Raw genomic sequence first — 14101 nt, 5'->3', positions numbered from 1 at the left:
GAGAAATGCCCACAGGTTCCTCTCAACGACGGCTCACCGCTGGCGCGGCCCTCGTCGTAGCGGCGCTGGTGACCACCACGGCGTGCGGCGGCGGCAGCGACGACGAAGACAGCAAGGGCGCCGGCTACAACGCGGCCATCGGCAAGGTCGCCAACAAGTCGACGAAGGCGGGCGGCACGCTCAAGTTCGTCGCCAAGCAGGACCTCGACTCGGCCGACCCGCAGCGCGCCTACTACGGCATGACGTGGGACTTCATGCGGTACTACACCCGCACGCTGATCACGTACGACACCAAGCCGGGTGCCGCGTCCAACAAGCTCGTCCCCGACCTCGCCGAGTCCACGGCGAAGATCAGCGACGACGGCAAGACCTACACGTACAAGCTGCGTGATGGTCTGACGTGGGAGGACGGCTCCAAGCTGACCTCCAAGGACATCAAGTACGGCATCGAGCGCATCTGGGCGACCAAGGTCATCACCGGTGGTCCCGCGTACCTGAAGACGACGCTTGACCCCAAGGGCGAGTACAAGGGCCCCTACGAGGACAAGTCGAAGGACAAGCTGGGTCTGAAGGCGATCGAGACGCCGGACGACAACACCATCATCTTCAAGCTGCCCAAGAAGAACGGCGACTTCGAGCAGATGCTCGCGATGCCGTCGGGCACCCCGGTGAAGCAGTCCGAGGACACCGGCGCCAAGTACACCCAGCGCCCGTTCTCCTCCGGTCCGTACAAGTTCCAGAACTACAGCGCCGGCAAGAGCATCACGCTGGTCCGCAACAAGAACTGGAAGAAGTCGTCGGACCCGGTCCGTCCCGCGCTGCCGGACAAGATCACGGTCACCATCTCGGCGAACCTCGAAGAGAACGACAAGCGCCTGATGGAAGGCGACTACGACATCGACATGAATGGCACCGGCATGACCCAGTCGGGTCGTACCAGCGCCATGACCGACCACAAGGACAATGTCGACAACATGCAGACGGACTTCGTCCGTTACGTCGCCCTGGTGACCAAGACGAAGCCGTTCGACAACGAGAACTGCCGCAAGGCCGTCTTCTACGCCACGGACTTCGCGGGCCTGCAGAAGACCCGTGGCGGTGAGATCGCCGCCGGTGAGATCGCCACCAGCGTCTTCCCGAAGTCCATCAAGGGCAACGACGACTACGACCCGTACGGGATCCTGAAGCGCAAGGGCAAGCCGGACGCCACCGCGGCCAAGGCCGAGCTCAAGAAGTGCGGCAAGCCCAGCGGCTTCGACACCAAGATCTCGGCCCGCACCAACCAGCCGGGCGAGGTGGACGCCGCCACGGCGCTCCAGGAGCAGCTGAAGAAGGTCGGCATCAACGCCGAGGTCGACCAGATCGACGGCGCCGACTCCTCCAGCATCACCGGTTCCCCCTCGGTGGTGAAGAAGCGCGGCATCGGCATGACGATGGCGGGCTGGGGTCCGGACTTCCCGACCGGCCAGGGCTACGCGCAGCCGCTGTTCGACAGCCGCTTCATCGCTGAGAACGGCAACTACAACGAGTCGCAGATCGAAGAGCCGAAGATCGACAAGTACTTCGACGACGCGATCGCCACGGTCGACCCGAACAAGGCCGGCGAGATCTACACCGAACTGGGTCACGAGATCGTCGACAAGGCCTACTGGATGCCCTTCATCTACGAGAAGAACATCTCGTGGCGCGGTTCGCGGGCGACCAACGTCTACTCCTCCGCCGCCTACAGCGGCCGCTACGACTACATCTCGCTCGGTGTGAACGAGAAGTAGTCCCGCCGCAAGGCCGTCCGTCCCACCGCCGAATCCCGCCAGTCCGAAGGGCAGGTGATGGCCCCGGGCGGTGGCCGGGATCCCTCACAAGGGGGTCCCGGCCACCGCCGGGCCGCGCACAGTGCTTGCTTATCTCATCCGGCGCCTGATCGCCGTTGTCGTCATGGTGCTGGTCGTACTGCTCGCGACCTTCACCGTCTTCTTCATGCTGCCCAAGTGGGCGGGACAGGACATCGCCGTCCTCTTCGCCGGGAAGTCGTCCGGTGCCGAGCAGCTCGCGGGCATCCGGATCAAACTGGGCCTGGACGACCCGCTGCTCGTCCAGTTCTGGGACTTCATCAAGGGCATCCCGATGGGGCGTGACTACGCCAACGGGGCCGACGTCACCCACTGCCCGGCGCCCTGCTTCGGCTACTCCTTCCGTACCGAGGCGCCCGTCTGGGAGACCCTCAAGGACGCCCTGCCCGTCACCGCGGCGCTCGCCGCCGGTGCCTGTGTCCTGTGGCTGGTCGCCGGTGTCGCCACCGGCGTGCTCTCCGCGCTCAAGCGGGGCACCGTCTGGGACCGTTCCGCGATGATCACCGCCCTCGGCGGCGTCTCGCTGCCGGTCTTCTTCACCGGCATGATCGCGATGGGGCTCTTCGTCCACACGCTCGGCTGGGTGAAGATCGAGGACACCCTCACCACGGAAGACCCGATCAACATCTGGTTCGAGACGCTGATCCTTCCCTGGATCGTGCTCGCGTTCCTCAACGCCGCCATGTACGCGCGCCTTACCCGCGCCACCATGCTGGAAGTGCTCGGCGAGGACTACATCCGCACCGCGCGCGCCAAGGGGCTCGGCGAGGCCGTCGTCATCAGGCGGCACGCGCTGCGCTCCGCCATGACGCCGATCCTCACGGTCTTCGGCCTCGACCTCGGTGTGCTCATGGGCGGTGCCGTCCTCACCGAGTCCACGTTCAACCTGCCGGGGCTCGGCCTCGAGGCGGTCAAGGCCATCAGCAACAAGGACCTGCCGGTGATCCTCGGCGTCACCTTGTGCGCGTCGCTCGCGATCGCCCTCGCCAACCTCGTCGTCGACCTTCTGTACGCCGTCATCGACCCGCGAGTGAGGCTGGGATGACCGATCTGCACAAGACCGGAGCGGCGGTCGGAGAACCCGTCGCCACTGCTTCGGCCGCTCCCACCGCCTTTCTCGAAGTACGCGATCTCAAGGTGCACTTCCCGACCGACGACGGCCTGGTCAAGTCCGTCGACGGGCTCAGCTTCCAGCTGGAGAAGGGCAAGACCCTCGGCATCGTCGGCGAGTCGGGATCCGGCAAGTCCGTCACCTCGCTCGGCATCCTCGGCCTGCACACCGCCGGTCAGTACGGCCGCCGCAGGGCGCAGCTCTCCGGCGAGATCTGGCTGAACGGCACGGAGCTGCTCACCGCGGACCCCAACGAGGTGCGCAGGCTGCGCGGCCGCGACATGGCGATGATCTTCCAGGATCCGCTGTCCGCGCTGCACCCGTACTACTCCATCGGCAAGCAGATCATGGAGGCGTACCGGGTCCACCACGACGTGGACAAGAAGACCGCACGCAAGCGCGCCATCGAGATGCTCGACCGGGTGGGCATTCCCCAGCCGGACAAGCGGGTCGACAGCTATCCGCACGAGTTCTCCGGCGGTATGCGCCAGCGCGCGATGATCGCGATGGCCCTGGTGAACAACCCCGAGCTGCTCATCGCGGACGAGCCGACGACCGCCCTGGACGTCACCGTCCAGGCGCAGATCCTCGACCTCATCCGGGATCTGCAGAAGGAGTTCGGCTCCGCGGTCATCATGATCACGCACGACCTGGGCGTCGTCGCCGAGATGGCGGACGAGCTGCTCGTGATGTACGGCGGGCGCTGCGTCGAGCGCGGCACCGCGGAGAAGGTCTTCTACGAGCCCCAGCACCCCTACACCTGGGGCCTGTTGGGATCGATGCCGCGCATCGACCGCGAGGAGATGGACCGTCTCGTACCGGTCAAGGGCTCCCCGCCCAGCCTGATCAACCTGCCGCAGGGCTGCGCCTTCAACCCGCGCTGCCCGTACGCCGACATCCCCAAGGACCAGATCACCCGCCGCGAGCGCCCCGATCTGCGCGAGGTGGCCCCGGGACACTTCACCGCCTGCCACATGGCGCAGGAGGAGCGCACCCGCATCTGGACCGAAGAGATTGCGCCGAAGCTGTGAAAGACGAAGCGAAAGACCAGGCGAAAGATCTGGCGAAAGATCCGGTGAAGGGCAAGGGCCAGGAGATGACGATCCCGGCGCAGTCGAAGAGCTCTCCGGAGTCTCCCGAGCCGCTGCTCAAGGTCGAAGGCCTGGTGAAGCACTTCCCCATCAAGAAGGGGCTGCTGCAGCGCCAGGTGGCGGCGGTGCAGGCCGTCGACGGTCTCAGCTTCGACGTACGCCCCGGTGAGACGCTCGGCGTCGTGGGCGAGTCGGGCTGCGGCAAGTCGACGATGGGCCGGCTGATCACCCGCCTGCTCGAACCGACCGCGGGCCGCGTGGAGTTCGAGGGCGTGGACATCACGCACCTGGGCACCGGCAAGATGCGGCCGCTGCGCCGCGACGTCCAGATGATCTTCCAGGACCCGTACTCGTCGCTGAACCCGCGGCACACCATCGGCACGATCGTCGGTGCGCCGTTCAAGCTGCAGGGCGTCAAGCCCGAGGGCGGCCTGAAGAAGCACGTACAGGAGATGCTGGAGCGCGTGGGGCTCAGCCCCGAGCACTACAACCGCTACCCGCACGAGTTCTCCGGCGGTCAGCGCCAGCGCATCGGCATCGCCCGCGCGCTCGCGCTGCGGCCCAAGCTGGTCGTGGCCGACGAGCCCGTCTCCGCCCTGGACGTCTCCATCCAGGCGCAGGTGGTCAACCTCCTGGACGACCTCCAGGACGAGCTCGGTCTGACGTACGTGATCATCGCGCACGACCTCTCGGTCATCCGGCACGTCTCGGACCGCATTGCGGTGATGTACCTCGGCAAGATCGTGGAGCTCGCGGACCGCAAGGACCTCTACACCAAGCCGATGCACCCGTACACCAAGGCGCTGCTCTCCGCGGTGCCGGTGCCCGACCCCAAGCGGCGCGGGGTCAAGAGCGAGCGCATCCTGCTCCGCGGTGACGTCCCGTCGCCGATCTCCCCGCCCACCGGCTGCCGCTTCCACACGCGGTGCTGGAAGGCGACGGAGCTCTGCGCGAAGACGGAGCCGCCGCTGATCACCCTGGAGACGGGCCACCAGGTGGCGTGCCACCACCCGGAGAACGCCGAGGACCAGGCGCCCGAGGACACCAAGCTGCTGCAGGTCGCCAAGGAGGCGATCGAGGTGGTGTCGGTGGTGAGCAAGGCGGAGGAGACGGCGGAAGAGGAGCCGGCGCCGGCTGCGGAGGTCAAGACCGTGTCGAAGGACGAAGCTCCCGAGGCCACCTCGAAGGACGAAACCCCCGAGACCGTCTCGAAGGATGCCCCGGAAATGGAAGCCAAGGGTCAGGCGTCAACTGACCAGTAGCTCCTGATGACTTGGTAAAAATCAGTCACCAGGTCATGTACACGCCCATACGGGAGAGTGCAGAGTCTGCGTGTCCGTTTCATCGGAACACGCGCGAAAGGGATGACTCATGGCACTCTCCCGTTCGGCACGTCTGGGGGCACTGGCCACAGCCACTGCCTCCTTCTGCTTGATCGCCGCCGCACCCGCACCGCACCCCGGCTCGGACGGCGTCGGCGACCCGTACTTCCCGCAGCTCGGCAACGGCGGATTCGACGTACGCCACTACGGCCTCGACGTGGCGTACAACCCTGACACCGACCGCCTCGACGGCCGCACCACGATCACCGCGCGCGCCACCCAGAACCTCTCCTCCTTCGACCTCGACCTCCAGAAGCTGGAGGTGACGAGAATCGAGGTGAACGGAAGACGGGCGCACTTCACACGCGAGGGCGACGAGATCCGCATCAGCCCGCGCGACCACCTGCGCAAGCACAAGACGTTCACCGTGACCGTCACCTACGGCGGCGTCCCCGAGCCGCTGAGCGGCCCCATCGTCTTCGGCTCCGACTACGGCTGGATGAAGACCACCGACGGAGTCTTCGTCGCCTGCGAGCCCAATGCCGCGTCGACCTGGTTCCCGTCCAGCGACCACCCGGGGGACAAGGCCGCCTTCGACATCCGCATCAAGGCCCCCAAGGGGCTCACCGGGGTCTCCAACGGCCGCCTCGTCGACACGTACGACAAGGGCGGCCAGACCGTCGCCCACTGGCGCGAGTCCAAGCCGATGGCGACCTACCTCGCCACCGCCACGATCGGGAAGTTCGACGTGAAGCAGGGCAAGACCCCGGCGGGGACCCCGATCTACGTCGCCATCGACCCCGTCCTCGAGAACAGCAACAACGTCGACGTGTACGGCGTCACGGCCGAGATCACCGACTACTGGTCGAAGGTCTTCGGTCCCTACCCCTTCGAGGAGACCGGCGCGATCGTCGACGACATGCCGCAGGCCGGCTTCTCGCTCGAGACCCAGACCAAGCCGGTCTACTCCGCCATCCGCAGCGAGTCGACCATCGCCCACGAGCTGGCCCACATGTGGTTCGGCGACTCGGTCACGCCGGAGAAGTGGAACGACATCTGGCTCAACGAGGGCTTCGCGACCTACTCCCAGTGGCTGTGGAGCGAGCACAAGGGCATCCGCTCGGCCCACGACTCCTTCATCGCGGGGTACGACTCGCGCCCCGCCGACGCGCCCTTCTGGCAGACGGTCGTCGGCGACCCGCAGCGCGACACGATGTTCGCCTCCGCCGTCTACCAGCGCGGCGCGATGACGCTCCAGGTCCTGCGCGAGCGCATCGGTGACAAGGCGTTCTTCAAGCTGCTCCCGGCCTGGACCCAGCAGAACCGGTACGGGAACGCGAACACCGCCGACTTCATCCGGCTCGCCGAGAGGATCTCGGGCAAGCAGCTCGACGGGCTCTTCGAGACGTGGCTGTTCACGAAGGGCAAGCCAGCCCTGTAAGCCAGCCCTGTAGGCCGGGCCTCGTCGGGCCGGTGTCGGCGGGCAGGTAAGAATGTCGCGTGATTCAGGATCTGTTCAGTCCCTCCGTCCAGCACGCGCTCGACATCGTCGGGATCTTCGTCTTCGCGATCTCCGGCGCCCTGCTCGCCGTACGCAAGAACTTCGACGTCTTCGGCATCGCCGTGCTCGCCGAGGTCACCGCCCTGGGCGGAGGGATCCTGCGGGACCTGGTCATCGGGGCGGTGCCGCCCGCCGCGTTCACCGACCTCGGGTACTTCATCACCCCGCTGTTCGCCGCCGCCCTGGTGTTCTTCCTGCACCCCGAGGTGGAGCGCACCCAGGTCGCGGTGAACGTCTTCGACGCGGCGGGGCTCGGCCTCTTCTGCGTCACCGGCACCACCAAGGCGTACGACTACGGCCTCGGCCTCACCGCGTCGGCGGCCCTGGGTCTGGCCACCGCGGTGGGCGGCGGCGTACTGCGCGACATCATCGCCAACGAGGTGCCGTCGCTGGTGCGTTGGGACCGCGATCTGTACGCCGTGCCCGCGATCGTCGGCTCCGCGATGGTCGCGCTCTGCATCAACTACGACATGGTGAACGGCTTCACCAGCGGCCTCGCCGTGGTCACGGCGTTCGTCCTGCGGCTGCTCGCGATGCGCTACCACTGGCGTGCGCCGCGGGCCTGGCACCGTCGTTCGGCGGCGGTGGAGGCGGAGGACGGGGCGTAGGAGCGGCGCGTGGTGCTGCCGCGTCACCAACTGCCCGCACTCCTCCACTAGTTGAACGCCATCGGCCCCTCCTGGCCCCTTGACGCGTTACTTCCTCACGAGTTAACTCAAGCACTGAATTAAGTCTGGACCAACCTTCCCTTCCCCCCCACGTTCTGGAAGGCCCCATGAATCTCCCCCGCAGAAGGCGCGGTCGCGCCCTCCCGATGGCCGCCGCGCTCGCACTCGCCGCGGGCACGCTCGGGCTCATCACGATCCAGAGCGCCGACGCAGGTCAGGCCCCCGCGACGTCGAAGCGCACGACCGCGACCGTCGCCGCCGACGCCCCCGACCTCGGCCCGAACGTCGACATCTTCGACCCGTCGATGTCGCACGACACCATCCAGGGCCGCCTCGACGAGGTGTTCAAGCAGCAGGAGACCAACCAGTTCGGCGGCGAGCGGCGCGCGCTGCTCTTCAAGCCCGGTTCGTACGACGACATCGACGCGAACATCGGCTTCTACACGCAGATCGCCGGGCTCGGCCTCTCCCCGGACGACACCGGCATCAACGGCGCGGTGCACGCCGAGGCCGACTGGTTCCAGGGCAACGCCACCCAGAACTTCTGGCGGGGCGCGGAGAACCTCGCCGTGACCCCGAAGGCCGGGGAGGACCGCTGGGCGGTGTCGCAGGCCGCGCCCTATCGGCGCATGCATCTGAAGGGCGATCTGCGGCTCGACGACGGCGGCTGGTCGAGCGGCGGACTGCTCGCCGACACCAAGGTCGACGGGCAGGTCGACTCCGGCTCGCAGCAGCAGTGGCTGTCCCGCAACACCGACTGGGGCGGCTGGCAGGGCTCCAACTGGAACATGGTGTTCGTCGGCGCGAAGAACGCGCCCGCGGGCGACTTCCCCAACCCGCCCTACACCAGGGTCGATCAGACCCCCGTATCGCGCGAGAAGCCTTTCCTGTACGTCGACGACGGCGACGCCTACAAGGTGTTCGTGCCCGGTGTGCGCAAGGACAGCAGCGGCACCAGCTGGTCCGGCGGCGCCCCGGCGGGCGAGTCCCTGCCGATCGACGACTTCTACGTCGTGAAGCCGGGCGCGAGCGCGTCCGACATCAACGGCGCGCTCGCGGACGGCAAGAACCTCCTGGTGACGCCGGGGGTCTACCACCTCGACCAGACCCTGAAGGTGACCAGGCCCGACACGGTCGTACTCGGTCTCGGCCTCGCCACCTTCATCCCGGACGGCGGGCGGACGGCGATGACCGTCGCCGACGTGGACGGCGTGAAGGTGGCGGGGGTCCTCTTCGACGCGGGGACGGCGAACTCGGACACGTTGATGGAGGTCGGCGGCGAGGGTGCGAACGCGGACCATGCCGCCAATCCGACCTCCCTGCACGACGTCTACTTCAGGGTCGGGGGAGCGGCCGTGGGCAAGGCGACAAAGAGCCTTGTCGTCAACAGCTCGGACGTCATCGGCGACCACACCTGGATCTGGCGGGCCGACCACGGCGACGGCGTCGGCTGGAACACGAACACGGCGGACACGGGCCTGGTCGTGAACGGCGACGACGTGACGATGTACGGCCTGTTCGTCGAGCACTACCAGAAGCATCAGACGATCTGGAACGGCGAGGGCGGCCGGACGTACTTCTACCAGAACGAGATGCCGTACGACCCGCCGGACCAGGCGGCCTGGATGAACGGCGGCACGAAGGGATACGCCGCGTACAAGGTGGCCGACTCGGTCACGCAGCACGAGGCGTGGGGGCTCGGCTCCTACTGCTTCTTCAATGTCAGCAAGTCCGTCGCGGCCGAGCACGCCTTCGAGGTGCCGCAGCGGGACGGGGTGCGGTTCCACGACATGGTGACGGTGTCGCTGGGCGGCACGGGCACGATCCATCACGTGATCAACGGGACGGGCGGGCCTTCGGACGCGCAGAACAATGTGGCGAATCTGGTGAGCTACCCCTAGCGGTACTGGTCCGGCAGAAAAAGCTACCGCTCAGTAATTTCATGTTGTACGTTGCTGGCATGGCAGAGGCAGCATCCATACCGGCAGCGGTGCCCGCGAGCATCGGCGACAGCGAGTTCGACCGCGACACCGCGGTCACCCGGCGGGAGCCCGGCGTCTACGACATCGAGCTCTCCGCGGGGTGGACGATCATCAGCGCCGTCAACGGCGGCTATCTCCTCGCGGCGATCGGCCGCGCACTCGGTGACGCGCTGCCGCACGCGGACCCCTTCACGATCTCCGCGCACTATCTGACGGCGTCGCAGCCGGGCCCCGCGGTGATCCGCACGGACGTGGTGCGCGGCGGGCGGACGCTGTCCACCGGGCAGGCCTCGCTCTTCCAGTACGACGAGGAGGGGCGCGAGGTGGAGCGGATCCGCGTGCTCGCCTCCTACGGGGATCTGGGCGCACTGCCGGACGACGTCAGGACCTCGGCGAAGCCGCCTTCGCTGCCGCCGCTGGAGCAGTGCTTCGGTCCGCAGGACGCGCCGGACAACATGCCCGTGCCCGGCAGCTCGGCGATCAGTGACCGGCTCTTCCTGAAGCTGGATCCGGCCACCTTGGGGTGGGCCCTCGGGCAGCCGTCCGGCAAGGGGGAGATGCGGGCCTGGTTCGGCCTCGCGGACGGCCGCGACGCGGATCCGCTTTCGCTGCTGCTCGCGGTGGACGCGCTGCCGCCGACGGCCTTTGAGCTGGGCCTTTCCGGCTGGGTCCCGACGGTCGAACTCACCGCCCACATCCGCTGCCGCCCCGCACCGGGTCCGCTCCGGGTCTCCATCACCACGCGCAACCTGGCCGGCGGCTTCTTGGAGGAGGACGCGGAGGTCTGGGACACGGAGGACCGCCTGGTCGCCCAGTCGCGCCAGCTGGCCCGGGTCCGCCTTTCCTGAACCGCCGCTTCGCGGCGGATCTTTCCCGCCCGCCCACCCGATTGCCCCGAAGTTGCCCGCCCACCCCGTCAGTAGGTCTTCCCCCCCGTGGGTGGGCCCTCCGGCCCGGCTGCAGTTCTCTTTTCAGCCCGTCCGGCGTTTGAGGACGAACTCGGCGGAGCCGGTGATTGTCGGCCACCTCGCGGCCGGCGGAGCCGGAAGGGATTCGGGTAGGGGTGGGCTTGGGGAAAGGAAACCCCCTAGCCCACCCACAGCACGCCCACGTACGAAACCCCCGCCACCACCACCCACGCACACAGCCCAAGCGCCGCCACCCGCCCCCCAGTACGGGTGAGCGACGGCAAGTCCACCGCGGCCCCGAGCCCGAACAGGGCCGCGGCCAGGAGCAGTTCCTGGGCGTGGCCCGCCAGGTCCAGTACGGAACCGGGGACCCAGCCCGTGCTCCGTACCGCGACCATCCCGATGAACCCCGCCACGAACAACGGAACCACCGGCGGGCGCCGCTTCCCCGCCCCGCGCGCGGCGGACCGTGCCCGCAGGGAGAGCCCCACCGCAGCCACCAGCGGCGCAAGCACCGCCACCCGCATCAGCTTCACGAGGACCGCGTCACCCAGCGCCCCCGCCCCGGCGGTCTGCGCGGTGGCCACCACCTGCCCCACATCGTGCACGCTCGCCCCGGCCCACCGGCCGAACTCCGCGTCGCTGAGCCCCAACGGCCCCTGAAGCAACGGGAGTACGGCGATGGCCAGCGTCCCGCAGAGCGTCACGAGCGCCACCGAGACCGCCGCGTCCCGCTCCTCGCTCTCCGTCACCTCGCTGACCGCCCCGATCGCCGACGCGCCGCAGATCGAGTAGCCGGTGGCGATCAGGAGCGGCTGATCGCCGGGCAGCCCCATCCGGCGGCCGAGCCACCACGTGCCGAAGAACGTCGCAGCGACCACCCCGAGCACCATCACCACCGTCGCCCAGCCGAGGCCAAGGACATCGTCCAGGCTCAGCTTCAGGCCCAGCAGGACGACGCCGAGCCGCATCAGCCGCTTTCCGGCGAGGGAGAGCCCGGCCTTGCCCCGGCCTCGTACGACAGCGCGCACACCCGGCACATGCGCCGCCGCGAGGCCGAGCACCACCGCCGCCGTCAGCATCGGCACGGCGGGGAGCAGCGCGTGCACCGCACCGGCCGCCGCGACACCGAGCGCGGCCAGGGCGAGCCCCGGCAGCGGGCGGCCCGCGGCCGGCGCCACTCCGCGCGGCCGCTGGCCAAGGAGCGTCATCAGCGGTCGGCCGGCAGCTCGTACACCCGGCGCACGCTGGTGCCGAGGCGGGAGATGTCGGCGCCGTACACATGGAGGGAGATCGCCGTCTCCGTACCACCGTTCCACACCCGGTGGATGTCGCCGGGCGGCGCGAATCCGCAGACCGTGCCCCGCAGGTTGACCAGGTCCTCCGTGGCGACGAGCCGCGCCGCGCCGCCGGGCGCGGCCGCCGGGACCAGGCGGTAGCGCCGCTCGTGCTCCGCGCCCTCGTGGACGCCGGTCACGCACCAGGAGACGTGGTCGTGGACGGGCGTGTGCTGCCCCGGCAGCCAGACGAGGCCGACCACGGAGAAGCTGCCGTCGTGCTCGGCGTGCAGCAGATGCTGCCGGTAGCGCTCGGGGTCGCCCTCGCGCTGCCTGTCCGTGAGCAGGTCGGCGGAGGTGATGTGCGGGGCGAGACATTCGCCGACCAGGTGCGCCGTCAGGTCCGGCGGTAACCCGCGGCCGACGGCCTCGCGTATGTCGGCGACGAGGGCGTCGAGGCGTTCGGTGGTGCGGTCGGCTCGGTACGCGGTGGTGGAGGTACTCATACGGGCAGCGTCCTGCCGCCCATCCATCACGTCCAACGACAGTTGTTAAGCGGTACCCCAACTCCTGCTTATGGATCGCTGCTTGCGAGCGCTGCCGTGCCCTCAGCACCCCATCCTGTTCGCCGCCACCGCCTTCAGTTCGTCAAGGACCAGTGCCGTCGCCGGGATCCGCAGATGCTCCCGGAGCGCGTACGCCGAGACCTGCCGCCGCGACGCCGGATCGAGCGCGCGTCCCGTCACATCGCGGTGCCGCAGGAAGTTGAGGACAAGGCCCGGCATCATCGCGATGCCGAGGCCCTCGGCGACCAGGCTCTGGATGACGAGATTGTCGTCCGTGGTGAACGCGATGTCCGGGGCGAAGCCCTGCTCGGCGCACTCGTGCAGGAAGTTGGCGCGACAGCGCAGACAGCCCGCGATCCAGCGCTCCCCGGCGAGATCGGCGAGCTTCACCGAACGGCGCCGCGCGAGCGGGTGCCGGGACGGCAGGAGGACCGTCAACTGGTCCTCCATGAGCGGGATTTCCACCACCTCCGCCGGAACGGCCTCGTGCAGTCCGGGATAGTGGAAGGCCAGCGTGATGTCGCAGTCGCCGTTCACGAGCCGCTGGAGCGACTCGGGCGGTTCGTTCTCCTGCAGTTCGACGCGTACGCCGGGATGTCCTGCCGCGAGCCGGGCGAGCGCCTCGGGGATGAGGGTCGCGGTGGCGCTGGGGAAGGCGCAGACGCGTACCCGCCCGGTGCGCAGGCCCGTGATCGCGTTCATCTGCTGCTGGGCTGCGCTGATGTTGCCGAGGATGATCCCCGCGTGCCGGGACAGCGCCTCACCCGCCTCGGTCAGCCGCATGCGCCGGCCGACCCGCGTGAAAAGCACCGTGCCGACGGACCGTTCGAGCGCCTTCATCTGCTGGGTGATCGCGGGCTGCGTATAGCCGAGCGAGCGGGCGGCGGCGGAGTAGGAGCCGGTGCGCACCACTTCATGGAACGATCTGATGTGCCGTGAATCGAACACGCCTGAATCATAAGCAGGATTTGGGATGCGCGGACAGGGCGTTCCCCGGCCTTTTGGATGCCTTCTGGATCGGCCGGTGTCCGGATCCAGACAGGATCAGTCGGCCGCGCTCGCAAGCGGCACGCGCCCGAGCCAGGCCGCCAACTCCCCATAGGCGTCCGCCCCTTCGGGTGCCTCCTGCACCGTGCCGAACGGCACACCCTCGCCACGTCGCTCCGCGGGCAGCGCCTGGTGCGCGAAGGCCAGCGCGAACCGCGCCAGTTCCTGGTCGAGTTCGAGCGGCCGCCCGAGCGCCTCGGACAGATCCCAGGTGTGGGTCACGGACTCCATCACGTATCCGGAGAGCGCGATCCGCCCCGGAGCGTCGCCCCACGGCACCCGCACCGGCGCGTCGAGGCGCGCGTCGTCCGCCCAGGCGTCCAGCGTGGCCGCCCTGACCTTCTCGTAGGCGGCGCCGAAGCCGTCGTCCGGCACGTCGTCGGCGAACGACGTGACCGCGAGACCGTCGCCGCCCTCACCGACGACCTGGATGCGCCGGGTGCCGCCGACGATGTGCGAGAGGAGCCTGCGTACGTCGTACTCGTCGCAGGGCGTGGCGGCGTCGAGCTGCTCGGGGCGCACGGTGGCGATGAGCGTCGCGATCTGCTCGGTGGCGCGGGCGAAGACGGGGCGGGGGTCGGGGGAGGCGTTCATGGCTGACTTCTTTCGTCCGTCGGTTCGGTCTCTGTGCGGCGCGCCCATCGCGCGGCCGCCGCTGACGGAGGAGACTCTCGCCGCATAACCTGACACCTGCCGTCAGCTTTTTCCGTCATCCTTG

At 68.6% G+C, this 14101-nt stretch carries 12 protein-coding genes; 8 read left to right on the top strand and 4 right to left on the bottom strand.

The window, feature by feature from the left end; genetic code table 11:
- Window positions 1-5: 5 nt before the first annotated feature.
- The 8 genes from AB0G47_RS24720 (at window position 6) to AB0G47_RS24685 (ending at window position 10433) form a co-directional block, all read left to right on the top strand.
- Window positions 6-1772, top strand: a complete 1767-nt coding sequence (locus AB0G47_RS24720; RefSeq protein ID WP_360773734.1) for an ABC transporter substrate-binding protein — start codon at window positions 6-8, stop codon at window positions 1770-1772.
- Between the two features lie 121 nt (window positions 1773-1893).
- Window positions 1894-2895 carry an ABC transporter permease gene (locus AB0G47_RS24715; RefSeq protein WP_360773731.1) on the top strand — a complete coding sequence of 334 codons (1002 nt, stop codon included), beginning with the start codon at window positions 1894-1896 and terminating at the stop codon, window positions 2893-2895.
- Window positions 2892-3992 (top strand): ABC transporter ATP-binding protein, encoded by a 1101-nt coding sequence (locus AB0G47_RS24710; protein WP_360773728.1) that lies wholly within the window; start codon window positions 2892-2894, stop codon window positions 3990-3992. The genes AB0G47_RS24715 and AB0G47_RS24710 overlap by 4 nt, the downstream gene beginning before the upstream one ends.
- Before the next feature lie 65 nt (window positions 3993-4057).
- Complete coding sequence (locus tag AB0G47_RS24705; RefSeq protein ID WP_360773885.1) at window positions 4058-5314, top strand: dipeptide ABC transporter ATP-binding protein; 1257 nt, start codon at window positions 4058-4060, stop codon at window positions 5312-5314.
- Between the two features lie 109 nt (window positions 5315-5423).
- The gene (locus tag AB0G47_RS24700; RefSeq protein ID WP_360773725.1) at window positions 5424-6815 is read left to right on the top strand and encodes a M1 family metallopeptidase; all 1392 of its coding nucleotides are present in this window, start codon (window positions 5424-5426) and stop codon (window positions 6813-6815) included.
- Between the two features lie 59 nt (window positions 6816-6874).
- A complete protein-coding gene (locus AB0G47_RS24695) occupies window positions 6875-7543 on the top strand; it encodes a trimeric intracellular cation channel family protein (RefSeq protein ID WP_360773722.1) in 669 nt (222 codons plus the stop codon).
- A 167-nt stretch (window positions 7544-7710) separates the two neighbouring features.
- The gene (locus tag AB0G47_RS24690) at window positions 7711-9504 is read left to right on the top strand and encodes a coagulation factor 5/8 type domain-containing protein (RefSeq protein WP_360773719.1); all 1794 of its coding nucleotides are present in this window, start codon (window positions 7711-7713) and stop codon (window positions 9502-9504) included.
- A gap of 59 nt (window positions 9505-9563) precedes the next feature.
- Window positions 9564-10433, top strand: a complete 870-nt coding sequence (locus AB0G47_RS24685; protein WP_360773716.1) for a thioesterase family protein — start codon at window positions 9564-9566, stop codon at window positions 10431-10433.
- Window positions 10434-10672: 239 nt separating this feature from the next.
- Here the strand turns inward: AB0G47_RS24685 and AB0G47_RS24680 are convergent, their stop codons facing one another.
- The 4 genes from AB0G47_RS24680 to AB0G47_RS24665 all read right to left on the bottom strand — a co-directional run bounded on the left by AB0G47_RS24680 (window position 10673) and on the right by AB0G47_RS24665 (window position 13977).
- Entirely contained in the window at window positions 10673-11704 is a 1032-nt protein-coding gene (locus AB0G47_RS24680; RefSeq protein ID WP_360773713.1) for a putative sulfate exporter family transporter, read from the bottom strand.
- Window positions 11704-12276, bottom strand: a complete 573-nt coding sequence (locus tag AB0G47_RS24675) for a cysteine dioxygenase family protein (protein ID WP_360773711.1) — start codon at window positions 12274-12276, stop codon at window positions 11704-11706. Before AB0G47_RS24675 ends, AB0G47_RS24680 begins: the two co-directional genes overlap by 1 nt.
- A 102-nt stretch (window positions 12277-12378) precedes the next feature.
- Window positions 12379-13284, bottom strand: a complete 906-nt coding sequence (locus tag AB0G47_RS24670) for a LysR family transcriptional regulator (RefSeq protein ID WP_360773708.1) — start codon at window positions 13282-13284, stop codon at window positions 12379-12381.
- A 96-nt stretch (window positions 13285-13380) separates the two neighbouring features.
- Window positions 13381-13977 carry a TIGR03086 family metal-binding protein gene (locus tag AB0G47_RS24665; protein WP_360773705.1) on the bottom strand — a complete coding sequence of 199 codons (597 nt, stop codon included), beginning with the start codon at window positions 13975-13977 and terminating at the stop codon, window positions 13381-13383.
- Window positions 13978-14101 lie beyond the last annotated feature (124 nt).

The organism is Streptomyces sp. NPDC021622 (genome assembly GCF_040640795.1).
Lineage (GTDB): Bacteria > Actinomycetota > Actinomycetes > Streptomycetales > Streptomycetaceae > Streptomyces.
This window is presented reverse-complemented; position numbering and strand designations above follow the sequence as displayed.